25 protein-coding genes and 3 riboswitches are annotated in these 25,589 nt (G+C 37.4%); of the genes, 1 reads left to right on the top strand and 24 read right to left on the bottom strand.

From position 1 onward, the window contains the following. Window positions 1-9: 9 nt before the first annotated feature. The 16 genes from MHI04_RS11615 to mmgD all read right to left on the bottom strand — a co-directional run bounded on the left by MHI04_RS11615 (window position 10) and on the right by mmgD (window position 17,814). Window positions 10-1,134, bottom strand: a complete 1,125-nt coding sequence (locus MHI04_RS11615) for an ABC transporter (RefSeq protein WP_342503774.1) — start codon at window positions 1,132-1,134, stop codon at window positions 10-12. A gap of 524 nt (window positions 1,135-1,658) precedes the next feature. Then, the gene (locus MHI04_RS11610; RefSeq protein WP_330493305.1) at window positions 1,659-2,333 is read right to left on the bottom strand and encodes a copper amine oxidase N-terminal domain-containing protein; all 675 of its coding nucleotides are present in this window, start codon (window positions 2,331-2,333) and stop codon (window positions 1,659-1,661) included. A 202-nt stretch (window positions 2,334-2,535) separates the two neighbouring features. After that, window positions 2,536-3,993, bottom strand: coding sequence for a M1 family metallopeptidase (locus tag MHI04_RS11605; RefSeq protein WP_342503775.1), 1,458 nt, complete (start codon window positions 3,991-3,993; stop codon window positions 2,536-2,538). A gap of 414 nt (window positions 3,994-4,407) precedes the next feature. Continuing rightward, window positions 4,408-4,845: a dUTP diphosphatase gene (dut, locus tag MHI04_RS11600; protein ID WP_342534844.1), complete on the bottom strand. Its 438-nt coding sequence runs from the start codon at window positions 4,843-4,845 to the stop codon at window positions 4,408-4,410. Window positions 4,846-4,856: 11 nt separating this feature from the next. Then, on the bottom strand, window positions 4,857-5,825 hold the full coding sequence (gene nrdF, locus MHI04_RS11595) for a class 1b ribonucleoside-diphosphate reductase subunit beta (protein ID WP_036126298.1): 969 nt from the start codon (window positions 5,823-5,825) through the stop codon (window positions 4,857-4,859). Then, window positions 5,813-7,906, bottom strand: coding sequence for a class 1b ribonucleoside-diphosphate reductase subunit alpha (nrdE, locus tag MHI04_RS11590; RefSeq protein WP_340811127.1), 2,094 nt, complete (start codon window positions 7,904-7,906; stop codon window positions 5,813-5,815). Before nrdE ends, nrdF begins: the two co-directional genes overlap by 13 nt. Next, entirely contained in the window at window positions 7,903-8,262 is a 360-nt protein-coding gene (gene nrdI / locus MHI04_RS11585; protein WP_342534843.1) for a class Ib ribonucleoside-diphosphate reductase assembly flavoprotein NrdI, read from the bottom strand. The genes nrdE and nrdI overlap by 4 nt, the downstream gene beginning before the upstream one ends. Beyond that, window positions 8,259-8,483: a glutaredoxin gene (locus tag MHI04_RS11580; RefSeq protein WP_342534842.1), complete on the bottom strand. Its 225-nt coding sequence runs from the start codon at window positions 8,481-8,483 to the stop codon at window positions 8,259-8,261. Before MHI04_RS11580 ends, nrdI begins: the two co-directional genes overlap by 4 nt. A 113-nt stretch (window positions 8,484-8,596) precedes the next feature. After that, a riboswitch (cobalamin riboswitch) is annotated at window positions 8,597-8,775 on the bottom strand. Window positions 8,776-9,058: 283 nt separating this feature from the next. After that, window positions 9,059-9,715 carry a hypothetical protein gene (locus MHI04_RS11575; protein WP_180957801.1) on the bottom strand — a complete coding sequence of 219 codons (657 nt, stop codon included), beginning with the start codon at window positions 9,713-9,715 and terminating at the stop codon, window positions 9,059-9,061. Between the two features lie 39 nt (window positions 9,716-9,754). Then, on the bottom strand, window positions 9,755-9,955 hold the full coding sequence (locus tag MHI04_RS11570; RefSeq protein ID WP_342534841.1) for a hypothetical protein: 201 nt from the start codon (window positions 9,953-9,955) through the stop codon (window positions 9,755-9,757). A 199-nt stretch (window positions 9,956-10,154) separates the two neighbouring features. Continuing rightward, window positions 10,155-10,343: riboswitch (cobalamin riboswitch) on the bottom strand. Between the two features lie 135 nt (window positions 10,344-10,478). Next, entirely contained in the window at window positions 10,479-11,543 is a 1,065-nt protein-coding gene (locus MHI04_RS11565; protein ID WP_342534840.1) for an enoyl-CoA hydratase/isomerase family protein, read from the bottom strand. A gap of 14 nt (window positions 11,544-11,557) precedes the next feature. After that, window positions 11,558-12,343, bottom strand: a complete 786-nt coding sequence (locus tag MHI04_RS11560; protein ID WP_340809011.1) for an enoyl-CoA hydratase-related protein — start codon at window positions 12,341-12,343, stop codon at window positions 11,558-11,560. Window positions 12,344-12,359: 16 nt separating this feature from the next. Then, entirely contained in the window at window positions 12,360-14,027 is a 1,668-nt protein-coding gene (locus MHI04_RS11555) for an acyl-CoA dehydrogenase family protein (RefSeq protein WP_342534839.1), read from the bottom strand. A 44-nt stretch (window positions 14,028-14,071) separates the two neighbouring features. Then, window positions 14,072-14,986: a methylisocitrate lyase gene (prpB, locus tag MHI04_RS11550; RefSeq protein WP_036126321.1), complete on the bottom strand. Its 915-nt coding sequence runs from the start codon at window positions 14,984-14,986 to the stop codon at window positions 14,072-14,074. Between the two features lie 174 nt (window positions 14,987-15,160). Then, window positions 15,161-16,594: a 2-methylcitrate dehydratase gene (gene prpD, locus MHI04_RS11545; RefSeq protein ID WP_271913460.1), complete on the bottom strand. Its 1,434-nt coding sequence runs from the start codon at window positions 16,592-16,594 to the stop codon at window positions 15,161-15,163. A 98-nt stretch (window positions 16,595-16,692) separates the two neighbouring features. Then, window positions 16,693-17,814, bottom strand: coding sequence for a citrate synthase (mmgD, locus tag MHI04_RS11540; protein ID WP_036126326.1), 1,122 nt, complete (start codon window positions 17,812-17,814; stop codon window positions 16,693-16,695). A gap of 192 nt (window positions 17,815-18,006) precedes the next feature. Beyond that, a riboswitch (cobalamin riboswitch) is annotated at window positions 18,007-18,202 on the bottom strand. A gap of 248 nt (window positions 18,203-18,450) precedes the next feature. On the opposite strand from mmgD, the gene MHI04_RS11535 reads away from it, so the two are divergent. Continuing rightward, the gene (locus MHI04_RS11535; protein WP_342534838.1) at window positions 18,451-18,936 is read left to right on the top strand and encodes an NUDIX hydrolase; all 486 of its coding nucleotides are present in this window, start codon (window positions 18,451-18,453) and stop codon (window positions 18,934-18,936) included. Between the two features lie 55 nt (window positions 18,937-18,991). Here the strand turns inward: MHI04_RS11535 and MHI04_RS11530 are convergent, their stop codons facing one another. The 8 genes from MHI04_RS11530 to nikA form a co-directional block, all read right to left on the bottom strand. Further along, window positions 18,992-19,273 carry a hypothetical protein gene (locus MHI04_RS11530; protein WP_342534837.1) on the bottom strand — a complete coding sequence of 94 codons (282 nt, stop codon included), beginning with the start codon at window positions 19,271-19,273 and terminating at the stop codon, window positions 18,992-18,994. 9 nt (window positions 19,274-19,282) lie between these two features. Further along, a complete protein-coding gene (locus MHI04_RS11525; RefSeq protein WP_036126329.1) occupies window positions 19,283-19,669 on the bottom strand; it encodes a hypothetical protein in 387 nt (128 codons plus the stop codon). 13 nt (window positions 19,670-19,682) lie between these two features. Continuing rightward, on the bottom strand, window positions 19,683-20,048 hold the full coding sequence (locus MHI04_RS11520; protein ID WP_141904351.1) for a DUF2089 domain-containing protein: 366 nt from the start codon (window positions 20,046-20,048) through the stop codon (window positions 19,683-19,685). Between the two features lie 272 nt (window positions 20,049-20,320). Then, window positions 20,321-21,121, bottom strand: a complete 801-nt coding sequence (locus MHI04_RS11515) for a dipeptide/oligopeptide/nickel ABC transporter ATP-binding protein (protein ID WP_271913452.1) — start codon at window positions 21,119-21,121, stop codon at window positions 20,321-20,323. A gap of 10 nt (window positions 21,122-21,131) precedes the next feature. Beyond that, window positions 21,132-21,905 (bottom strand): ABC transporter ATP-binding protein, encoded by a 774-nt coding sequence (locus MHI04_RS11510; RefSeq protein ID WP_342534836.1) that lies wholly within the window; start codon window positions 21,903-21,905, stop codon window positions 21,132-21,134. 11 nt (window positions 21,906-21,916) lie between these two features. After that, window positions 21,917-22,729 (bottom strand): ABC transporter permease subunit, encoded by an 813-nt coding sequence (locus tag MHI04_RS11505; RefSeq protein WP_342534835.1) that lies wholly within the window; start codon window positions 22,727-22,729, stop codon window positions 21,917-21,919. A gap of 1 nt (window position 22,730) precedes the next feature. Further along, entirely contained in the window at window positions 22,731-23,684 is a 954-nt protein-coding gene (gene nikB / locus MHI04_RS11500) for a nickel ABC transporter permease (RefSeq protein WP_342534834.1), read from the bottom strand. Between the two features lie 70 nt (window positions 23,685-23,754). Beyond that, window positions 23,755-25,368, bottom strand: a complete 1,614-nt coding sequence (gene nikA, locus MHI04_RS11495; protein WP_342534833.1) for a nickel ABC transporter substrate-binding protein — start codon at window positions 25,366-25,368, stop codon at window positions 23,755-23,757. Window positions 25,369-25,589: the final 221 nt, after the last annotated feature.

The raw sequence follows: 25,589 nt of genomic DNA, 5'->3' as shown, positions 1-25,589 counted from the left end.
TTCCCTCCCCTATGCCCTATTGATTTTTCCTGTTGAGAAGAATGTTTTAATCACAAACAACATTAAAATAATACTTAAACATAGGATGATTAAGCCTAGATTCATCGTAATAGCAACAGGCTCTGCTAAATCTACCGGTACTCCTCGTAAAATATCATTAAAATTCATAAAATTAAAAGGATTATAGGGGAATAAACTAATAAGAGATGGAAAAATCATCGGTAAAAAGAATACAATAAAGTGTACAAATAGTGTTAAATACATATTTTTCAGTAGCACATTTAAAATAATCGACAACAGCATGACAAAAATTGAAATGACGAACATATAGCCAACACTTATGGCGATATATTGAAGCGTAGATATTAATGTGGCATTTCCTAGATAAATCCCGACAGGCTCTAGTGGGTTACCAAGTCCATTTAGTATCCATAACGGACTTGCGCAAATAAAAATGAGTAAAATACTAGTCACTATGGATAACAAAGAAATAAGACATTTAGATAAAATATAGGTATCAAACCGCACAGGAAAGCCTTGAATTAAACTAGAATGCTCAAAGTCATCCAGTAAGATAGAACTCGTATGGAAGCTAATAAATATGTACCAGCCTGCACCTACGTGACTAAATAAAAATAATAAAAACGGTATGTATTGAAATAGATCAGATCGTGTATCCTTTCCCTCATCTATCATCCATTTAAAATAAAGGTAGTCCATCGAATTTTGTAATTTAGAGGGTAACAACTCGGCAATATTTTCGTATCCTTCTAATTCGAATGCCTCTTGCCTTAATTTAGCGAGTTGAAGTGAAGCCTCATAATACATAGATTGTCTATCCATTGTTAATGTTGCTATTTGTAAAGCAATTTTGCTTTTTTGTTTAGTTAAATTTTTATATAAATCGCTGCCATCCCCTGATTCTGAAGCATCTTTCACTTGAAATTTTGACAGTACAGCCTGGATGGAATAATAGTCACCCTTTTTTTCAACGATTTGATTACCAACGGCCTGTGCCTTTAAATAAAACATAAAGCCGAAAACGATAATGGCAACAGCGACTAACGCAACTAAATTTTTCCGATTGGCTCGCTCAATTACTAGTCCTACTTTTAATGCACGTAACACCGGCATCCGCCTCCCTTCTCAATGTAAGCTTTTACATTACTATGATAAGATATTGTGGATATTTTTTCAATTTTTAAATTTTTTTAACTTTTAAAACTTCTTACCATTATTCAAGTCTGGTACGCGTGTAAGCGACAAAAAGAAGAGGACTGTTATTTACAGTCCTCAAATGGTCAAAAAGTTTCATGGATTTTATATTAAAGTAGCCTTTCCAATGTAATATTCGCTAATAATTAGTTCTTACTTTAAGTTGAATCAATGACTAAGAAAGAGCTGCATTCTTCACTCAAATCATTGATAAGTCTATGTTCTTTATTGAGTCCATTTTGAAGAAATGGTTAATCAAAAATGAATTCTTATCACACTTCAATCTAACAAACCAGCGTTAAAATTCATAGCCAGCGAATGGAGAGTTAGTTTCCCCTTATAAACTTCTAACGCTTTATTACATATCTAATAACAAAGCCAAATGCCCAACCCTTCATTCTTTTATGTCGGTTGAGGATCAGTTTGATTGAATAATTGTCTCTCTATCCTTGTCTTATAATTTCCGTTAATATTACTTCCATTCTTTGCATTACCTTTAATTTTAGCTTAGACAATGTTAACTGTTTCTCTAATATATTACGGTAATCTTGTGAATAATTAGGATACAACGATTTTTCATATTCCAAATTTTGTAGTACAAATAAAAGGTTATTATGTAAATCAACCAATTGATTATAGTTATTAATTTTAGAATTCTTATCTGTATTTATTGTAGGATCATTAACATAAATAAAAATATTTTTCCCTTCTGTGATTATATTAACTACTCTTAGTGTTGAATCCCATTCAACAGGTAGTTTTAAAGACTCACTAACAAACCTTACGGGTACCATTGTAGTTGAGTTCATAATGGTAGGTGGGTTGTCTAGAAAAGTCTCCTTCCCATTAACAATTGCTTTATACGAATTAACCTTTAATTGAATAGTTGTATTCCCTTTACTTGCTGTTATGGTTTGGGTTGAGGAATCCCAGGCAACAGTTGCATCTAATGATTCAAATATATTTCTCATCGGTAACATCGTCCTACCATTTATAGCAGTACCACTATCAAAAAATACTACATCTTTGTTAATTGCATGGACATAGCTATTATCCTCTACATAAATCAAAGAGCATAGATAAAATACAAAACTTACAAAAAATAACCGTTTTAGCATGACAATTCTCCTGTTCTATAACTATAATTAATTGTAAGTATAGTTTATTATTAGCGTTAAGAGAATACTTAATTTTCAATTTATGTTTTTTTCTCTAAAAGGTGGTTAAATCCTGATCGTGAAGCTGATATATTTTGAACATAAAAAAAGAGATACTGCTTGCACAATATCCCTTTTCTTTCGTGGAGAACCTATTGCTAAATCATTCATTTTTAATGTTATCTAGATCTAACCATCCCTCAAATATAGAATCGTCCTTTAAATCAAAATAGTATTTTGTGAATCGCGCGAATTCTGTGGAATCGATTTCTTTATAGTTATAAAATTGATAGTAACTTTTTAAAAATTGTTCAATGTCTTTGATTTCTTCATTATCATCAAACAAATTCAAGAGCATTGCAGGCGATTTTCCATAGACATATGCACTCATATCAGATTGGTATTGATCAAGTGGTAAATTGACTGGAAGCACTAGGTCTGGATCAATGCTGTAAATCGTATAGGGTTTGCTCAGATTCAATTTTTTAAAGTTGAATAGATTTGTAGCAAATACCGCGAAGCCTTCATCTAACCAGGCATGATGAAAAGGATCATTGGTAATGACCCCGTAAAACCATTGATGGGCAATTTCATGAACCACTGTACTTTTAATCTGCTCAGAACTACTAGGACCACTGTTGTAAATCGTATGGGCTGTTACAATTCCTGGGTACTCCATGCCCATTCCATCTATGATAATATCTAGTTGTTTGAGAGGATACGGCCCCATTATTTCTTCAAAATAATTTATGACAGCTGAAGCCTCGTCTGCTATTTCTTGATATAATTCCTTTTTATTTTCCTCAAATCCAAATACTCTAATGGCGATGTCTTCGTCTTTTTCCACTAGTATTGGATCTTTTACTAGAGCAACAAATATTTCCTTCACGTTCTCAACTTCAAGTAACCCTTTGTTTGGGCTTGGAAATGCCTCTTGATCAAATGAAGACACCAACGTGTACTCCTGAGGAATGTCATAGGTTAATTTGAAATTGCTGAATGTAGTATGATACGTCTCTCCTCTAAAACGATAATCTTCTTTGTTCCATTGATGGTTTCTATATGTGGCAAGCATCGGATAAAATTGAGCTAAATGATAATTACCATTACTCTTCGTAAATCTTAAGCCCTCTTCAGGCAGAGTGAACTCATAGGAAAAATAAACTTTCATTTCTTGATGAGGTTTCAATTTTTCTTGAAGCTGAATGTTGAGTGAATCTTTTTCAAGAGTATAAGCTGCCGTTTTTCCATCAATGGTAATGTTATGGAACGCAATGGTCGATGGATGCTCCAGTTCGGGTGAGACAGCTTTTGTAAACATATTAGGTATAAAATAAAATATCAATTGTTCCCAATCATCGGTAGAGAGGTTTTTAACGACAACGGTTGATTCTAGCTGAAATTTCCCGTCATTATCCATCTTAAGTGCCATATCGTATTCACTAAAATTACCAGGGCTTATCGCCTTTGGTATAAATTCTTCTGTATTCACCTTTTGAGCAATAGTAGACGCTTCTTTCCCTTCCTGTTGATTGAACTCACAAGCAACGAGAAAAATACATACTAGTAATAAACCTGTACTCCATAATTTCTTCTTTATAACTTCCGCCCCCAATCCCAACACTATTAGCTACAATAAAAATGGTATATATATAAATTTTATATTATTATCCCAATTTAAACCATATACTTTCGATCTTTCATCTGGAATCTAGTTAATTACCAAGATGAACAAAGAAAGAAGAGCACATATTCGTGGTGATATGCTGCCTATTAGGTAGACAGATGAAAATTAAAAGCTGTTGATATTTTTAGATGTAGCTGTTGATTATGCCGTAATGGGATGACTTTGGTAAGTAACCGACGCCATTTTTTTATGTCCATTGCTTTCATGTGTTGTTGTAATGGTTCGTAATCTATCACAATCGTATGTAGTTCTGCTAAGCTTTAAACAGACTATCCTTACTGACAACAAAAAAATCCTGCATGTATATACACACAGGATTTCTTTGTCATCTTTTTAAACTAATCAATTCTATTTAGTACCACTTGCTCCAAATCCAGATGTTCCTCGGATCGTTTGTGATAATTCATCTACTTCTACTAATTGAATGGATGGGACAAATTGAATGACCATTTGGGCGATACGCATAGATTTTTCGACGATAAACGGTTCTTGGCCGTGGTTGATTAAAATAACGCCGATTTCCCCTCTGTAGCCTTCATCAATTGTGCCTGGGCTATTCAGTACGGTTACACTATGCTTTAATGCTAGTCCACTTCTTGGTCGAATTTGGGCTTCCGTTCCTTTAGGTAATTCAATCTGTATACCTGTTTTAATAAGTTTGGCTACGCCTGCTGGTATTTCTACTGCTCCAATGGAATAGAGATCCATGCCCGCATCACCAGGATTGGCTTGCATTGGTAGTATTGCATCCGCGTGTACTCTTTTGATTTTTACTTCTACGTTCATTATTTTCCATCCTAACGATTAAAATTAAATGTGTCATCTGTAATTGGCGCTACTTTTGCTTTAGCATAGGTAGCTCCCTTTTGTGAAAAGAAATCATATGTGGAGCCTTCATTACGAATACCGTTCATCACAATCGGATTGACTTCTTCTTCTGGAAACATTGCTTCAAAACCAACATTCATTAAGGCTTTATTAGCATTATATCGTACATAGGCTCTCACTTCAGGTGATAATCCTGTTTCCGCATAAATATCATCCGTATATTTCATTTCATTTTGATATAAATCTAATAATAACTCATAGCCCCATAAATTTAGCTCTTCTTGTTTTTCTTTTGAAAATTGCTTGAATAGATTTTGAGCAAAAAATCCAACTGCGACACCATGGATGGATTCGTCGCGTAAAATAAGTGAAATAATTTCAGCACTGTTTCGTAGGAAGCCTTGTCCTCCTAAGTACAGCGGGTAGAAAAAGCCAGAATAGAAAAGGAAAGATTCGAGCATAACGGAGGAGAACATCGCTTTCCATAAGCTTTCTGGATCGTTTTCTTCGATACTATTATAAATATCCGCAATTTTATTGGCCTTATATTGTAGAAACTCATTTTTTTTGACCCATTCAAATAACTCATCTATTTCTTCGTTTGTACAAAGCGTTGTAAAAATATAAGAATAGGATTTGGCGTGGATTGCCTCAAATGCATCAAAAACGGTTAGGACAGCCTTCTCTTGTAAATCGTCTGTATAAGCGGCCACACGATTCATCCCTATATTGGTCTGAACTGTATCCAGTAACGTTAATCCCGCGAACACTTTTTTATACGTGTCTTGATGCTCAAAGCTTTTCCACTGTTTGATATCTTTACTGACCGCAATTTCCTCAGGAAACCAAATTTGCTTCCATTGCTGGTCCCAAAATATTTGGGCAAGTTCACTCGTTGCCTTATTCCAATTGACCGCCTCATAAATTATATTTGACATGCTACACACTCCTCTAAGCTTTGTAATCGTTGACGAACATAGTAAACGGACTTAATGCCCTTTACCCATGCATAAATGTATACTTTAGCTAATTGTTCAGTTGTCCAATTATCTGTTACATAAAGCGTCATGGAAATACCTTGGTCAACGTGTTTTTGAGAAGCAGAGTACAAATCAATTAAATCATACGGATTAACATCATATGCCTCTACATATAAATGACTGTTATCATTTGTTAAATGAGGCATTGGATAAATCGTTCTACTATCTGCATAATCACGAACCTCTACACGCTCAGTACATGGCGCAATAGAAGCCGTACAGCTACGTATGTAGGAAATACTGCCAGTTGGTGCAATAGCCAAACGATAGGAATGGAATAGACCATATTGCATCACATCTTGCTTAAGCGTTTCCCACATGTTTTTCGTAATGATTGGAACATTGCCAAGTGCTTTTAACACAACGGGTGATAGTTCTTCGTCGATTTTATTGACATATTGGTCAAAGTAGCTACCTGATGCATAATCACTGTCCTCAAATCGATAAAAAGTTGCAGCTTTTTCTTTAGCCATTTCCATCGATGATTTGAGTGAATAAAAGTTCATTGCTTCCATAAAACGATCCATGAAATCAATCGATTCTTTAGAGCCATATAAAATGCCCTCCGTCACAAGATGGCCGTGGAGGTTCATACAACCAAGTCCTACTGAATGCATTAATTGATTGGCTTTTGCAACAGACGGTACATTTTTAATGTGCGTCATTTGCGACACATTTGTTAATAGGTGCATAGCCGTATCGATTAAGGCTTCGAAATCATTGACCTTACTTGCTGCATGAATATCAATAGACCCTAAGTTACAGGATACATCTAATCCATAGTCATTCGGTTGATCTTGATCTGTAATAATGCTTGTTTCTTGAACTTGCAGGATTTCGGTACATAGATTGGACATTTTTACGCGACCGATGTTTTTTAATGGATGCACTTCATTGACATTATCATCAAAAATTTCAAACGGATAGCCCGATTCAAATTGTGCTTTTTTCACTTCTGTATACAGCCTACGTGCATTCAAACGTTTAATTTTACGAATTTTAGGGTTATCAAGTAGCTCATAGTACATATCTGAAATGGAAATCTCAGACATGCGTTTGCCATATTCTTTGAAAATATCATATGGGCTGAACAAGACAATATCTTTATCACGTTTCATAAGTTCGAAGAAAATACTTGGTATAATTATTCCTGTTGATAATGTTGCGAGGCGAATTTTATCATCGGCATTCGGTTTTTTAGATGAAATAAAATTTTCAATGTCTGCATGGAAAATATTTAAATAGACAACACCAGAGCCATTTCGCTGCCCTAGTTGATTGGAATAACTGAAAGAATTTTCTAACAGTTTAGCAACTGGGATGACACCACTGGCACGATTTAGAATCTCTTTAATAGGGTCACCTAAAGGGCGTAAATCAGTTAAGTTAACTCCAACCCCACCGCCAAGTCTTGATAGCTCTAAGCAATAACCAATATTTTCAGCAATGCTATTCATGGAATCATCCATCGATAATTTAAAGCAGCTCACTAATTCACCACGTGCTTTTTTACCACTATTTAATGCTGTTGGTGTAGCAGGCTGATAAGCTTCCATCATTGCTTCGACAGAACGTTCTGCTAGCACCGTATTCCCTTGTGCTAAATACAAGGCGATAATGACAATACGGTCCTCATATTTTTCTAAAATCTCTTCTCCATCACGACTTTTCATAGCATAGCTATCGTAAAATTTACTTGCACTCATAAAGGATGGGAAGCGGAAATTATAATCATATGCTTTTTTGTACAACTTCTTAATAAATTCCATTTCATACATGTCGATAAATGCTTTCTCGTAGTAGCCCTCATCAACTAAATAACGGATTTTTTCTTCAATATCAATAAAGTAACGTAAACGCACGTTGACATACTCTAAAAAGTAGCGGCGTGTAGCTTCACGATCCTTTTCTAATTCAAGTAGCCCAGTTGAACTATAACGATTCAGTACGTCATTATTTAGCTTTAAATAGGTTTTCATCTTATTACCCTCGTTTCATAAAACGTTTGTATGGCTTCATAATCTGTTTGATTGCCTCGTAAATCTAATTTTCTTACTAAGGGTACATGATAGGTAGCAGCGATTTTCTCGCCAGCAGCCCCAAATACGTTGTGCCCAAAGTTACTATTCCCACTGGCAACTACACCTTTACAAAAATCTCTGTTTTTTTCTAAAAAACGTTCCACTTTTGCAGGGATATCGCCTAAGCCATCAGTATAAGTAATTAAAAGATAAGGCTTATTCAATTGTAATTCCTCAAAGAGCTCGACAGACTCTGCCCTTAATTTAGAAACAATATTGCGGACATTTCCTGTACGACTTGCGTAAACGATCATAGCGCAATCATCTCAATATGAGAAACTATGTCCTTAACATCTCCTATAAATGTATTATTCATTTCTAAAACAGGCACACTTAAAAAACCTGCATCGATTATTGTTTGTTTAGCTTGTTCATCGTGATCAATGTTGACAATTTCTGCATCAAGTCCTGCACGTTGTAATTCAGATTTTACCCAAAGGCATTTTGGACAGATTGTTTTCGTATAAAGTTTCATAGAAATCCCTCTTTTCATATAATAAAAAGCTATCTCCTCTAGAGAGATAGCTAAATGGAAACGTTACCATACCAAAAATACTGACGTTCCCATTTCTTAATCCCCGAAGAAATGATTAATTGTTTTATAGAGGCAGGTCTCCTGGCTTTGCTTCATCCTCTGATTCCCTTCCCATGCGAATGCACAGTGGTTGTAATCATTGTCAGCTTCACAGTTGCGGGGACAGCGTCGGAATTGTACCGAACTTCCCTTTTAAACTACATATAGTAGCACCTATATAAAACGAACACAATATATAGTTGTTGTTCAATAGTTTTAAGTGTACCATCCTTCATATAAAAAGTAAATCTAGATTCTAAACTTCTTTATTTTTTGATTATTCATTATTTTCGATTATAACTTTCGAAGGAATTTCACCATCTATTACTTATATCTTAATTCATTGTGTATCTAAACTATGTACGAGATTTTTTGTTACTACGGATCTATGAGCATTAAATATACTAGCGTATTTCACATAGAAACAGCCTATATTCTAAAGAATAATAGACTGTTTGACATGTCGAACGTATGGATTACTCGATTTCGACAAATAAGGACAATTCCTTATAAAATTCAGGCGTTGCTGCCGAATTCACTTGAAAATGAGGATTATATTTTGATAAAAGTTTATAGAGAGTAGTTGCGGTTAACAGATTCTGTTCTTGATCGAAAGCCCTGAAACTTTCATAGACCTCCTTCACTTTACCATTTATTGAATGACAAAAAAACTGTTGAACATCTGCATCCTCTAAATAATCCTTTTCCCATCTGTAACATATTAAATTTGTTAGGAAAAACATTTCTAATCCAGGCATTTTTCCAACTTCAATGAGCAATGACATTCCATAATGAAATGCATTTTCCAACCATTTTATGCCGTGGCGATCTTTGTAAAAGCGCATCAACTTTTGTAACCCATGTCCTTGCTCCTTCACTAGATAAGCATGGATATTTGTATGACCAGCAGTTCTTTCCCATTCATCGAGAGAGAATTTATACTTCCTTACCAGTTTCATCCAAAGCTTTTGAAGCTTGTCTTCAGAAAGGTATTGTGTTTGTTGATTCCATCTTAGAAAAATGTCTAAACTTTCTAATACCAAGCCTCTTTCCATTTCAAAATGATCCAATTTTCTATATAAAACTTTTTGATTCATATCTATGTTGTCCATTATGTCTTCAGATTTGTTCATTTTGCATTCCATTTAATTATTCACTTCACTTCAGATTTTTTATCTACTATCATGACATGTCTCGACTAATTCACGCTTGATCGTTAAATAGGCATCATTAATAGATGTATAATCATTTGGGTTTTCTTCTATTAACTTCCTAATATAAAGCTGTAAAGGCCTAATATGCTCACCAGAAAGGTTGTTCATAATTTGCTGCTTTAACTGATTTATATAAAATGAAATTGAATGTGATGTCATCTTGTTCACCCCTATTTATTCATAAAAAAAACATCTTGCCCTAATGGGAAGATGCTAGCTATGACTGACATACTTCATAGTTCTTCAACCAATATAAAATAAGTCGTCTATATTGAATAGAGACTCTTTTTTTGGTTGTCGCACTATGAGTATGATGAAGGTAATTCGTCACACTCAACACCCCCTATCCGCGTAGGTTTTGGCTGTACTAGATAAAGGCAGGTCTCCTGGCTTATGATCATCACACATTTTTCCCTTCCCATTACATACATAACAGTGGTTTTTAAAATGTGCTCCCAATTACAGTTGCGGGACAGCGACGGCTTTTCACCGTTCTTCCCTTTTAAACAAATTCTATTGAATTTGTACCTTTATCCTTTTATTCCGTTTTTTATAGTATAACATATCATTCTACTTTCTCTGACAAAACCCTATGAAAATCTACAGAACAACACTTAAGAAACCACCTACCTCTTAACAAGTAGATGGTTTCAGCATTTATTGAGCGAAGATGTCATTGTTCTTACTTCTTTACGGTTTCACTACTGTCTTGAAAGAATTTTTCAAGTATATCATCTGTAAAATCAGCGAATGTTTGATAGATATACTGAGGATTTCGATCCTTATCAATGACGACAGACCTAACCCCTTCATAGAAATCCTCATGATTTAAAAAGTTTTTTGCCAAGATTAAATCAGTCGCAAAGCATTCTTCTACCGTTTTATGTTGGGCATCTATCAGTTGCTTTAATGTAATTTTTAAGGATGATGGAGATTTAGATAGAAGCAACTGCTTTGTTTCTTGTGCAAATTTGCTTAGGTCATTGTCTAAGGATTCGACTATCTTCTCCACTGTATGTTTTGAGAAATGTTGATCGATTTCATTTTGAAGGCTGGCAAGCTCACTGTTTGCTGTTGGTGTACTTGAATAGTCCTCTATTAATTGCTTTAGAGCTGTGCTAGTCTCCACTGTATGCCAGTTCGTTTGTTCAATGCGTGTGAGGAATGCGTGTAAATGATCGCTCGTCATATAGCTATCCGCACCATTAGCAAAGAGAACATCCGCAGCTTGGATGATCGATGCTGTTAAAGCTAAGTAATATCCTACATAGCCAGGCGCTTTATTTAGAAAATAGGCAGCTCCAACATCAGGAAAGAAGCCAATATTCATTTCTGGCATAGCCCATTTTGTTCGCTCTGTCACAATTCGGTGGCTAGCCCCATACGTTAAACCAACCCCACCTCCCATGACAATGCCATCAAGGCAAGCAATGATAGGCTTTGGGTAGTGATAGATTGCCTTATCTATTTGATATTCTTCCTCAAAAAAGATTTCGGCATTTTGGAAAGCTTCCTGACTGGAGCGAGCTTTATAGAGTGTTTTAATATCACCCCCAGCACAAAAGCCCTTTTCGCCAGCACCTCTTAGAATTATCAAGTGTATTTGATCATTCGCCTGCCATTCCTTTAGTTTCTCACCAATGGGCTTTAGCATTTCTATAGAAAGTGAGTTTAAAGCTTGAGGACGATTCAGCGTAATGCTTGCTGCGCCACCATCACTGACGGAAAATATTACTTCATTTGTCATAGTAGTTTCCTCCCTTACGAATGTTTAAAGTTGGGCTGTCTTTTGTCAATAAACGCTTGAACGCCTTCTCTAGCATCCGCTGTTAAAAATAACTCAGCAAAGCGTGTTCGTTCTAATTCCAACCCTTTTTGGAGATGATCCTTCCCGCCTTGAATTATACATTCAATTGTACGGGATACACTTGTCATACTTTTGCCCTCAACAAAAGACTGAGCAAGGGCTTTGGCAGTTGGCAGAAGCTCATCTGGCTCCGTCACCACTTGAATAATACCTAGTTGTAGTGCTTCGTCAGCACTTAATTGCTGGCTTGTTAAAATTAATTGTAGAGCCTTTGCTTGCGTTGTTATTCTGCTCAGTCGTTGAGTGCCTCCGAATGTCGGCAGTAAGCCAAGCTTTAATTCCGGTAAACCAACAATGGCATTACTTGAAGCAATCCTGAAATGACAGCCTAACGCTAGCTCTAGTCCTCCTCCAAGGGCTGGCCCATTAATAGCAGCAATAACAGGCTTTTTCATGGCTTCAATTTCATCACATAGCGCTTGGCCTGCCTCAGCCATTTGTAATGCTCTATCCTGTTGCCCAAAGGCAGCAACAAATTCCTTTATATCTGCTCCCGCAGCAAAAAATCGTCCAGAGCCGGTCACAATGATGGCTCTCGTCTCTTCATCCTCAGCTAATTCTTTAAAAATGACACGAAGATGTTCAATAGAAGCTGATGACAACGTATTTGCTGGTGGATGATTTAAATGAATAAGCGTGATGGAATCTTCTTTACTAACATTGGCAAATGTATCAACCATGATTTTTCCCTCCTGTTTATGATAATGAACTGATCGATTTTGGATTGTTGATGATCCCTCTTGCAATCTCTCGCTTTTTCATAAAGAGATTCTGATGGAGTGGGATGTTTAAGCGCTGAATATGATCTAACCTTGTTTTTCGCTTTTGTTCATTTGTTTCAGCAGCACAAATAATGTCGATTGTCCTTTTTTCTATTTTACGATAGCCTTCCTGACAAAGAATATCTGTCATCAAATGCTTCATATTGTCACATGCGTTCTTTTCCGTCCGCAGTAAAGAAGCTTCCATAACATAAATATCTTTTGCTATATCAGCTAGCAGACGCATATATTCCTGCTCTTGCTCCAATTGAATCTGTGCGTCAGCAATGACAGCGATGGCTATTTGCATTAAGTACTTGGCAAGACGGATGTATTGCTGATTCTTTTCTGCTGGTTGATATGCTACTGGAGCATTTTCGGTAGATGTTGCTTGTGAATACTTCTTATATAGTAGCTTCGCCATTGTTAAACGGTTGATTTCATTTGTTCCTTCAAAAATACGGCTAATTCTAGCGTCACGATATAAGCGTTCAACCTCGTAGTCTTGCATATAGCCATAGCCACCATGGATTTGTACAGCTTCATCTACAATTTCCCCAAGCACTTCTGAGCAATTGACTTTATTGAGTGCGCATTCCAGAGCGAAATCAGCTATTTTTTGAACCATTGACTCTTTATCCGTAACTTCCATCGCATCATCTATTTCTCCTGCTGTCCTGTATGCAGCACTTTCCGCCCCATAGATGGAGGTCGCCATATCCGCAAGTTTTTCCTGTATCATGGTAAAATGAACGATTGGCTGGTGAAATTGCTTCCGTTCCCTACCATATGTTACAGCTAACTGAAGTGCCTGCTTGGAAGTGCCGATGTTGGAGAAAGCTAGCTTTAGGCGTGCCATGTTCAATATATTCATCGCTACTTTATGGCCTTTTCCAACCTCGCCAAGAACATTTTCCCTCGGCACGACAACATCCTGTAAAATAAGCGTAGCTGTCGAGGAGCCTTTAATGCCCATTTTCTCCTCTTCTTGTCCAATAGATACACCGCTAAACGTACGTTCTACAATGAATGCAGTCATGCCTTCACTCGTTTTCGCAAAAACAACAAAGAGATTTGCTAGCTGTGCATTGGTAATCCATTGCTTTTCACCATTTATTACCCATGCAGAGCCGTCCTCGTTTAAAATGGCATTTGTTTTGGGATGTAGTGCGTCTGAGCCTGCGTCTGGCTCAGTCAGAGCGTAGGCGCCAATCCATTCACCTGAAGCCAGCTTTGGTAGGTATTTCAGCTTTTGGGACGCATCGCCAAAATAGACATAGGGCAATGTGCCGACTCCTGCGTGAATATTGTAAGATACACTGAATGAGCTGCCATAACCCATTCTTTCTGCAACTAACCCGGAAATTTTTTTATTAAGTTCTAGCCCTCCATAGGCCTCGGGTATTTCGATGGCTAGTAAACCAAGATCACCAGCTTTTTGAAATAACCGACGAGTGATGTCATATTGATGCTGCTCAATAGCTGCCATATTAGTAGCAACATCTTGTTTGATGAACAGCTCTGCGGTTTTTGCTATGAGCCCTTCTTCCTCCTGAAAGTCCTCAGGTGTAAAAATGGTCATTTTGTTTTCTAATTTATCCATGCTAGTCCTCCTTGAAAGAAAGAGGAGAAAAGTAAACTTTTCTCCTACTTTATTTCCTCTTTAGGTAAGATGGTTTTCGCCAGCTCACTATCTAAATCTTCAAATTTGTAATAGGAGATGGTTTCATATAATTCACTTCTTGTTTGCATATCCTCAATAGCTTCTTTTTGAGTCCCTGTCTTTTTTATTAAGCCAAATACTTGCTCATAGGCTTTGGCTGCTACTCTCATCGATGTAACGGGATATATAACCATCGAATAGCCCATCTTTTCAAATTCCTTAGCCGTATAATACGGTGTTTGTCCAAATTCAGTCATATTGGCTAATAACGGAGCATCTAGCTCACTAGCAAAATGTTTAAATTCTTTTTCTGTTTGGAGAGCCTCTGGAAAAATGGCATCTGCCCCAGCTGCTACATAAGCTTTAGCTCTTAAAATAGCCTGCTCTAAACCTTCTACAGACCTTGCATCTGTGCGGGCAACAATTACTAACGTAGGAGCTATTTGTTTAATCATTTTTATTTTTTGTATCATTTCCTCTTGAGCAACGAGTGTTTTCCCATTCAAATGACCACATTTTTTGGGAAGATTTTGATCCTCTAGCTGTACAGCAGCTACTCCAGCTTCTACCATTTCACGAGCTGTGCGGGCAACATTTAAGACACCACCAAAGCCAGTATCGATATCCACTAGCAGCGGTAAATTAGTCGCACGAATAATTTCGCTCGCACGCTGTGCAACTTCATTTGAATAAATCATGCCTAAATCAGGTAAACCTCTACTGGCAGTGTAGGCAGCGCCAGAAAGATATAATGCCTCAAAGCCAACTTTTTTAGCCATTAAGCCAGCCATTGCATCATGAGCTCCTGGGATTTGTAAAATCGTTGAACGAGTAATGAGTGTTCGAAATTGTTCAGCCAATTGTTTTTGTGCTATTGCTTCATTTACAATCCACGCCATCTATAAAAACCTCCTAATAATCAATGATGCCTCGGCATATTTACGTCCGAAAGTGGTTGTGATGCAGGTCAGTTAGCCGTTATCGCAAGGATGGGAGGATTTTAGGCTAACATCCTTTATTAACTCCTTCCCGATTCGTGACATTCGCCAGAGGCTTTAATTTCCTGAAAGAAGTTAAACAAATAAATTAACGAATTCATGAACAGCACTATTTTCAAGAAGTGCTTGATCAGCACAAACTTCATTAATCTTGCTGTATTGTTTTTGAGAATAATGGGTGCTAATGTTTTGCTGGAACTTATCGATGATTTGAGGGAATGCTTCCTCACGACGGAAACGGTGTCCTAAAGGATATTCACATTCAATAAGCTCAGATGATGTGCCATCTTTGTAATAAACTTGAACAGCATTGGCAATCGAACGTTTCTCAGGATCTAGGTAATCAATTGTATATTGGGGTTTTTCCACAACCACCATTTTATTTCTTAAATTATCGATACGTGGATCTGCAGCCACTTCATCTTCATAGTGGTCTGCTGTAATATCGCCATAGATAAGCCCTATTGCTGTAATGTATTGAAGACAGTGATCACGATCAGCTGGGTTATTAAGAGGTCCTTCCTTATCGATAATTCGTATAGCGGATTCATGGGTCGTAATTTGAATGCGTTCAATGTCCTGTAAACGATTTTTCACTTCATTGTGTAAATGAACGGCACATTCGGCAGCTGTTTGTGCATGGAATTCAGCTGGATAAGAAACTTTAAATAGAACATTTTCCATCACATAAGATGCTAGTGGTCTAGCAAGCTTTAATTCTTGCTTATTAAAGAGAACATCTTGGAAGCCCCAGCCAGGTGCAGATAAGGCCGTTGCATAGCCCATTTCGCCTTTCACAGCCATCATGGCTAAGTGTACTGCCCTGCTTGTTGCATCACCAGCAGCCCATGATTTTCTAGAACCCGTATTCGGTGCATGGCGATATGTTCGTAGGCTCGAATTATCAATCCAAGCATTTGATAAGGCGTTGACAATTTCCTGATGAGTGCCACCTAATGCCTTTGTCACAACAGCTGTTGTCGCAATTTTGACAAACAGTACATGGTCTAACCCAACACGATTTAAGCTATTTTCTAATGCGAGAATACCTTGTATTTCATGGGCCTGTATCATCATTTCTAATACGTCTTTCATTTTAAGTGGCTCTTTCCCTTCAGCAACACGCACGCGACTCAAATAATCAGCCACAGCTAATATGCCCCCTAAATTATCAGAAGGGTGTCCCCATTCAGCCGCAAGCCAAGTGTCGTTGTAATCCAGCCAACGAATCATACAACCGATATTAAAGGCACCTTTTACAGGATCAAGAACATAGGAAGTGCCTGGAACTCGTGTACCATTGGGAACGACTGTGCCTGGTACTACTGGGCCAAGAAGTTTCGTGCATTCAGGATATTGTAAGGCCAAAATGCCACACCCTAATGTATCTAATAATACATAGCGTGCCGTTTCGTATGCTTCTTCACTTGTAATAGTTGTATTGACTACGTAATCCGCAATATCTGTAAGTAATTGATCTGTCTTAGATATGTCATTTGTTTTAATCATCTATATCTTCCTTTCAAGGCATGAATTTGATATACTAGTATGCTGATAGGCATTGGTCAGAATGCCCATCAGCTCTATGGCGAGTTGTTAAAACTTGATTATACCGACAATTCTTCAAGGTTATGACGCTCGCCAATATAATGGACACGAGGTCTAAATAATCGGTTATTGTCATGCTGCTCAATGACGTGAGCACATAAGCCAATCGTTCGTGAGCCAAAAAAGATAGGTGTATAGATTTCAATTGGCAAGCCAAGCATGTAGTATACTGGTGCTGCATAATAATCTAAATTTGGGTACAAGCTCTTTTCTTGTGCCATCACCTTCTCACCAGCTTCACACATGTGATATAAGCGATCATCCCCTTGTGCCAAACATAATTTATGCAAAGCCTCTTTCATAATTTGTGCTCTTGGGTCCATCTTTTTCATATAAACACGGTGACCAAAGCCCATAATTTTTTCTTTATTTTGCAGTTTATTTTTCAGCAAGGCTTCAAAGCCTGCTACTGTTTTGGCTTCTAGAAGCATGTACATGACTGCCTCGTTGGCCCCTCCATGTAAATTTCCTTTCAATGATGCGACAGCTCCAGTTAAAGCACCGTACAAATCAGATTGTGTAGAGGCAATAACACGAGCTGTAAACGTCGAATTTGGCATCTCATGCTCACTATATAAAACGAGAGACTGATCAAAAATTTCCTCTTCTAACGCCGTTGGTTTTCTACCAGTAATCATGTAATAAAAATTGGCGCTATAGGAAAGCTGACTATCTGGCTCCACAACATCTTGTCCGTTTAAGACACGATAGCTATTGGCTACGATGTTAGGCATACCGCCTAAAAGTCTATAAGCTCGCGTCAAGTTCATTTCAGTAGAACGATCATTGATGTGCTGATCAAAGCCTGCTAAAACAGAAATTCCAGTTCTCAGTCCATCCATCGCATGTGTTTCATTAGGCAAGAGCTTGAAGATTTGGAAGATCTCTTGTGGAACCTGATAATGTGCTTTTAATTTGTCCTGTAAGTCAGCCTGTTGCTCGGCAGTAGGAATTTCGCCATGCAGTAGTAGGTAGACAATGTCTAAATACGAATATCTTTGTGATAATTCAATCAAGTCGTAGCCTCGAATAACAATTTGACTTCCTACAGTGTCTAAAAAAGATAATTTTGTTTCAGCAGCAATGACCCCATCAAGACCTGGTGAATAAGTTAACTCCATTCAATGACAGCCCCTTTGTTTAATTATTCTTGTAAGCGTTACCATTCCAACACGAAAGAACAACAAAAAAACAACTTCTACCCCTTTTTAGAAGTTGTTAATCTACAAAAGCATGACAGACCAAATAACAGTGAATTTACAGGAATTCACAAAAATCATGCAGTAGCTAACACCTCCCTATCCTCGTAGGTCAATTGATGCTTATTTTGTGGCAGGTCTCCTGACTTATAATCAACACTTCAATAACACCTTCCCATTTTGACAAACAAAACAGTGGCCTTGTTATCGAGCTCCTAAATACAGTTGCGGGACAGTGTTGGACTCTCACCAACTTCCCTTTTAATCAAATGGAATGAACCCCATTTGAACCACCAAAATTTAGCATATTCAATTTGTCTATTTACCTTAACATAGAGTTTTCAAAACAATCAATATAGGTAAAATTCAGAAAAGACTGATTATAAAAAGCTATTTTTCATTTTTGATTGACTATTCTGCATTTTTGAGCATTATTTTGTACAAAAAAAGATTGTTCATCTATACCAATAAATCCATTTTCAAGGGTTATAAGTAAAATAGAGGTCTTTATAATAAGAAAGGCGAATAGTTTTTTTATAATATAGAGGAGGAGCACATATGGGCTATATTTCAGAATTAAGGAAACACATCGGTAGTAGACCGATTATCAGTATCGGGGCGACAATTCTTGTAGTCAACGATGACAAGAAAATTCTCTTTCAACATCGTTCAGATACGTTGGATTGGGGATTACCTGGTGGCTCAATGGAACTGAATGAAACGCTAGAAGAAGCTGCTACCCGTGAACTTCATGAAGAAACAGGACTGGTAGCGAATGAATTGGACTTGATTGGTGTTTTTTCAGGGCCAAATTATTATTTTCAATATCCAAATGGGGATGAAATCTATACAGTTATTCATCTTTATAGTGCGAAAAATGTCAGTGGTGTATTAGAGATGAGGGATGGTGAGAGTTTGAATCTTACCTATTTCAGTAAAAATGAGCTACCAGATCATCTTGAGAAAAGAACAAAAACACTCTTAGACAATCTAGAGGACAAATTGTGGAATTTAGATAGTTCTTTTGCAAAGAATTCTCTTTAAATAACAAAGAGCATGCTTTTTATGAAAACATGCTCCCATCTTAACTATTAGGTTATTACAGTCTAATCTTAACCTCTGTACCGTCTTGTGCCTTGACATCTACTAGCACGAGCCCTTTGTAATTTTGTAGTTCCTTGATAATAGGCTTGAGCATTTCTTTGTCAATGAATGGAAAGGAAAAGTCGATTTTTTTTCTGTCGAAGTATGCCTTTGTCCATTTGTTGACACTTTGCTGAATCCATTTTGAAGTCAAAGTGGAAAGAACAATGGTTAGCACAGCATATGGAACAGGAACGGTAAAGCGAACGTCTTTTGCTTTCACTTTTACATGCATCATAAGTCGCCTCTACTCAATGAAAACTGAAACGGTATCTCCGTTTGCCGATTTTATGTCCACAATTTGTCCATCTAATTCATTTTCGATGGCTTCAAGAAGAAGATTGATATCGATATCTTTCACGTATTTTTCCGATTGCGGAATACTCGCAGCGATACTGTGTCCAGCCATTAACACAGCCTTGACAAGTTTTATAGGCAAATTCACAGTGACATTATCATTTTCAGTGGACACCACACGAACCTTTAACGTTTTATCTAAATACTTCGTTTTTTCCAGAAATTTATTACCTGACTCCTCTTTCTCTTGTAACACTTGAATCAGCTCTGACCCTTTATCAGCATCAATTTTTCCCTCTTGAATCATGGTTAACACTTTAGTAATTTCCTCTTTCATGTAGCATTCCTCCCTATTCGTCTTTTAAGAGTTTTATGGCCTCATCAGTTGTGATTTCGCCATTTTCCAACATGCTTACAATTTTTTTCTCGTCTACTTCATTTTTCTTCTTTTGGACATAGCCAAGGGATGAGATAATGTCATTTAGCTTGCCTCGCACAGTTGGGTACGAAATGCCCAGTTCCTTTTCTACTTCCTTAATATTCCCTCGACATGTTAAAAATACTTCCACAAAATGAAGCTGATCCTGTGATAAGGATGCTAGCTTCGACAATTCAAACTCATTTTCAATCGTCGTTTGACAATGAGAACACTGTAACTTCGTAATTTTCAATGTTTTACTGCAGACAGGACAATTTGTGATTACTTGATAAGCCATAGTGAACTCCTTCCTTTAAGTTAAATTGATTATATACCAAATAATTTAAAAAAGTAAATAATAAAATTAATTTATTCAATGAAAATATCAATAAAGTTAATTTGTTAATTAATATTATTAATAAAAAGAAAAACGCCATTCTAATGCAAAATGGCGTTTCTTTAATAGATGACTCTTACTAATGTTTGGAGCAAATGAGGTAATCCAACTGGCCTCTATCATTACCAGCCCATACCTCCATGACCACTGTATACGTGTTTTCTATATTATGATCATTTCGTTTTATGTTTTCTTTCTCGCGGGTGTGAAGGCAAAATAGCATGATATAATTGTTGTGAAGCGGGATGCTGATATGCTCCATCCTTTCCAATCTCCTCCACTAGCCGACCATGCTGCATGACAAGGATACGGTCTGACATAAAACGTGTTGCCTGTAAATCATGCGAAATGAAAATGTAAGCAAGCTGTCGCTCTTTTTGAAGTGTTTGTAGTAACTGTATAATCTTCTTCTGTAAAATCATATCAAGACTGCTAATCGCTTCATCTAAGACAATTAATTTTGGCTTTAGCGCAAGAGCTCTAGCGATGTTGACTCGTTGCTGTTGCCCCCCACTAAGCTGCGAAGGATAGTTTTGAGCCATTGCCCTCTCTAACTCTACACAGTCTAGTAATTCCCTTACTTTATGTTGTCGCTCTGTTTTGCTAAAATGCTCGAAATTCAGAAACGGTTCTTCGAGTATTTCAAAAATCGTCTGCTTCGGATTAAATGAATGATAGCTATTTTGAAAAACTGCCTGTAAATCTCTACGTATTCTTTTTTTATGCTTGCTTGGTGCTTCGTATAAATTGACACCTTGAAAGAGCAACTCCCCGTTTGTTGGTCGTTCGATTCCTAAAATAATACGACCTAATGTGCTTTTTCCTGAACCACTTTGACCGACTATTCCTAGACATTCCCCCTCCTGAAGTGAGAATGACACCTTCTGTAATACGGGAACTTCCTGCTTACGCTGGAATAGAAATGGTCTTTGAGCGTAATGCATATCAATATTTTTCACGTCTAGCAGCGTCATTTTTTCACCTCTAAAATAGCATTCTTGCTTGTAATAGTTTCTTTGTATAGGCATGCTGAGGTGCATCAAAGAAATCATAGACATTCGTTTGCTCAATGATTTTTCCTTGATACATAACAGCCACATCGTCAGCTAGTTCAGCAATAACACCTAAATCATGTGTAACAAGAAGTATGGCAGCTTCTGTTTCTACGCGAATACGATCAAATAGTGTTAATACTTGTTTTTGATTGATCGTATCAAGAGCTGTCGTTGGTTCATCAGCAATATAGAGGGAGGCTTGTAGCGCCAATGATAAGGCAATCATCACTCGCTGTAGCATGCCACCACTCAACTGAAAAGGATAATAGTGTAAAAGCTGCTCTGGATTTGGTAAATGCACTTTATGTAAGGCATCAAGAGCTATTTGTCTCATTTCTTTTTTGGTCAGCTTAAAGTGTGCCTTTAATGTTTCTCTGAAATGGCCTTCAATCGTTTGGATACGATCGAAGGCAGCGGATGGATTTTGCAAAATCATCGAAAGATGCCGCCCACGATATGCTCTTAATTTAGTAGCTGAAACATTCATTAAATTTTCCTGCTGATAAAGAACTTCCCCTTGTGTCACCTGTGCGATAGACGGTAATGTTTGCATGATGGCATGGCAAAGCATGGTCTTGCCACTACCACTTTCTCCTATGATTCCTAAGACACGCCCTTTATAGGCTGTCAGATTGATAGTGGATAATACATTTTTCTCCCCAATTTTGACGTTTAAATCTTTCACTTCTAAAACCTTCTCCATAACTTCACCCCTCACGAATCAAACTTCTTTAAACGATTGGCTAAATGATTAAACAATAACACCACTAGGACAATGGCAAGCCCAGGATAAAGCATTAAATCGGGATGCTGACGGATATATTGTTTCCCTTCATTTACCATCATGCCCCATTCTGGAATCGGCGCCTGCACGCCCAGACCTATAAAGGAAAAGCCAGCGATTTCTAAAATGACTTTCCCGATATCTAACGCCACAATCGTGACAATAGCTGGCAGTATGTTAGGGATATAATGATGAATGATTAATTTAATGCCTGTAGTGCCAGTAATCCTAGCAGCTTGAATAAAGTCTTTTTCATTCATCCCAATACATAAACTTCGAACCATTCTGGAGTAATAAATAAGCTGTGTAAAAATAAGGGCTATTAAAACATTTTTTAAGCTAGGGCCTAATACACCTAAAAGTCCAAATGCAAGTACCAGTGTCGGAAAAGCTAATAAAACATCACATATTCGAATAAATACCACATCGATTATACCTCTTTTCAACGCTACAAAGGCACCAAGTAGGACAGCTAAAACAATAGCAACGACTTGAATGAAGAGTGCTGATCCTAATGAATAGCGAATACCTAAAAGCATGCGAGAAAAGACGCATCTTCCTAAGTGATCTGTACCGAATGGGTAATCCCAGGAAGGGGCTAAAAATTTCTTAGTTATATCGACAGCTAACGGATCATGTGGCATTAAAATGGGTGCAAACAATCCCAGTAAGACAATGATTACAAGGAGGGATAAGCTAAATAACCCTAGAATAGGATCTCTTCTTTTTCGTAATCGCTTCATGTTAATCTCTCCTGTCCTTCATCATCAGATGAGGGTCCAATAGACGATGCAATACATCTGTGCATAGATTGGTCAACACATAGATCACAGCAATAATCAATACATAGCATTGTACAACGGGGTAATCCCTGTTCGTAATGGATTCGATTAAATACCTACCGAGTCCTGGCCAACTAAAAACTTGCTCCACAATTACAGCTCCACCTAGTAAACTACCGAGCGTCATACCTAATAAGGAAGTCAAAGGTATGGCAGCATTTCGTAACACATGACGTATGAGGATTACAGAATTTTTTAATCCTCTTAGCTGCGCATATTGAACATATTGTTGCTGTAATTCTTCCTGGATAGTGGAACGAATAAACTGGATGAACAGACCAATGGTTGGCAATGCTAGTGCGAAGGCTGGTAAAACTAAATGAGCGAGTGTACCCTTTCCGTTTGTCGGAAAGAGCCCTAATTTTAAGCTAAATAGATAGAGCAGTAGGAAACCTAACCAAAATGTTGGAATGGATACGCTCAATATGCTAAAGAATCTAATGATTTTATCGATGATGGCATACTTAGACAATGCACTCATAGTCCCTAATGGTATACTGAATACTAAAATGAGGACAAATGCGGCAAGAGCTAATTCAATGGTTGCAGGTAATTTCGCGAATAGCTCATGTGCTACTGGTAATTTACTCACAAAGGATGTACCAAAATCTAACTGTAAAACGCCTTTTCCCCATAGCAAATATTGAAGAACGAAAGGTTTGTCCGTCCCTAGTTCTTCGCGTAATGCCTGAACAGCTTCCTCGGTTGGAGCAACTCTTGCCAATCGTAGGATGACCTCAGCAGGCTCTATCGGTACAAAACGAATAAATACAAAGGTTAGGATGGAAACTCCTAGTAAGACAAACGGCAAAGTCAAAATTCTTTTTAAACAAAACATCCATGTCGATTCATACATGCTGTCACTTCCTACTCACTCCTATGATAAAGAGAGAGCTGTCTTTGCAAGACATACTCTCTCTTTTTTATTACTCTTTATCCATTTGTGCATAGGGAATATCATATTCAGATGCACGTGGAGCAAAATCCTTCATATATGGTTGATAAATTACATTATTTGTTTCGTAAGAGATAGGATAGAAAAGTGCTTGATCATGGAATATGGATAAAATATCCGTGTAAAGCTGCACTCGTTCCTCTTCATCTGTTCCCACTAATAATTGATGGATTTTCGTATCGATGTCTGTGGCGTTAGGTAAGCCTAATTTTGCCTCATAAACACCACTAGCATTTGGCGTAGCTGACTCATTTGCAAAGCTATGTGGGTCGGTTGGTGGTCCGTTTGTACGCCAGAAATTAATATCCACCTGATCATCCATTAATTTTTGAAGACCGACCATCACATCCGCACCTTCTAAATTCAACTGTACCCCTATTTTTGCTAGTTCACCTTGCATTAATTCCGCCATTGGCTTTTGGATTGCATCTGTTGCGATGTAGATTAAATCTAATGATAATGGTTGCCCGTTTTTCGAACGAATTTTTTCGCCCTTCTGTAACGTCCATCCTGCCTCATCTAGTAGTTGCTGCGCTTTTTCAGGATTATATAAGATTGGCGCTAACTCTATATTGGCATAAGGAATGGCATCCCAAAATAATGTGTTAGCCACTTTTTCTGTACCATGTGTAATACTGTCAACCATTTGTTCCTTATTGATAGCATATTGAATGGCCTGACGAACCTTTAATTCGGCTAACGGACCCGACTGAGTATTGAAGAGTAACGCTTTCGTAGACAAAGGCTCAGAGGTAGCGGTTTTGTATTTACTGCTATCTTTTAAATACGTATAGTTATCTAAACTAATGATGCCACGACCATAAATTAAATCTAATTCCTCGTTTTCAAATGCTAATGAAATCGATTCTGAATCTGGGATAATTTTAACTTTAATTTGTTCTACGAGAGGCTTTTCTCCCCAATAGTTTTCATTGCGACTAAATAAAGCATATTCATCTTTTTTGTACTCGGTTAATACCCATGGACCTGTTCCAATAGGTGCCTTGATCGAATCTTGTGTCGCATCTCCGGCTGGGAATCCATTATCCCCTAAAAAACGGAATGGTCTTACAAAGGCAAGCTCGTTTAAGACAGGATAATAAGGTTCATCTAATTGCAAGCGAATTGTAAAATCATCCACTTTCACAACCTCTTTCATATGGTTGACCATACCCATCCAAGAATGCATTTCCCGATCCGCTAATACTGCATTGAAATTACGAATCACATTATCTGCATTAAACGCAGTTCCGTCTGAATACTTAACATCTTTTCTTAAATGAAAAGTATAAGTCGTTTTATCTTCTGATATGTCCCAGCTTTCTGCTAGCTTTGGGCTAACAGTTCCATCGTCGTTGTATTCCACCAAGGATTCATAGACCATCGCTTGTGCGGTCATTTGATTGGGTAAATATGTATGGGGGTTCAATGGGCCGACATCTAATGGCCACCCAATTGTTATCATTTTTTCATTTGTTTGCTGTGTTCCTGTCTCTCCCTTTTCTTGATCTGTGCTTGTACAACCAGCAAGTACGCTGAAAGTTAACACAAGGATGAAGGGAAGTACATACTTAGTCAATCTCATTTTCTGTCTCCTATCTCTATTCGTGGTACAAATGAATCTAGTTATAGATAGATGGAAAGAAGGTATCAACAATGCGTTCAAATTTTTCGAGCTAACGAGTAGAAGTTGATTTGCATTGTGCAGACACCTTTTCAAAGTTTGTGATATCAGCTAGAGGCTTTAGACACACCGACATTGCCACAGGACGTGGTGCTTCTTGACGTTCAGAGGGCATTTAAACA

The sequence above is a fragment of the Lysinibacillus sp. FSL K6-1151 genome, assembly GCF_038630755.1.
GTDB lineage: Bacteria > Bacillota > Bacilli > Bacillales_A > Planococcaceae > Lysinibacillus > Lysinibacillus fusiformis_D.
This window is presented reverse-complemented; position numbering and strand designations above follow the sequence as displayed.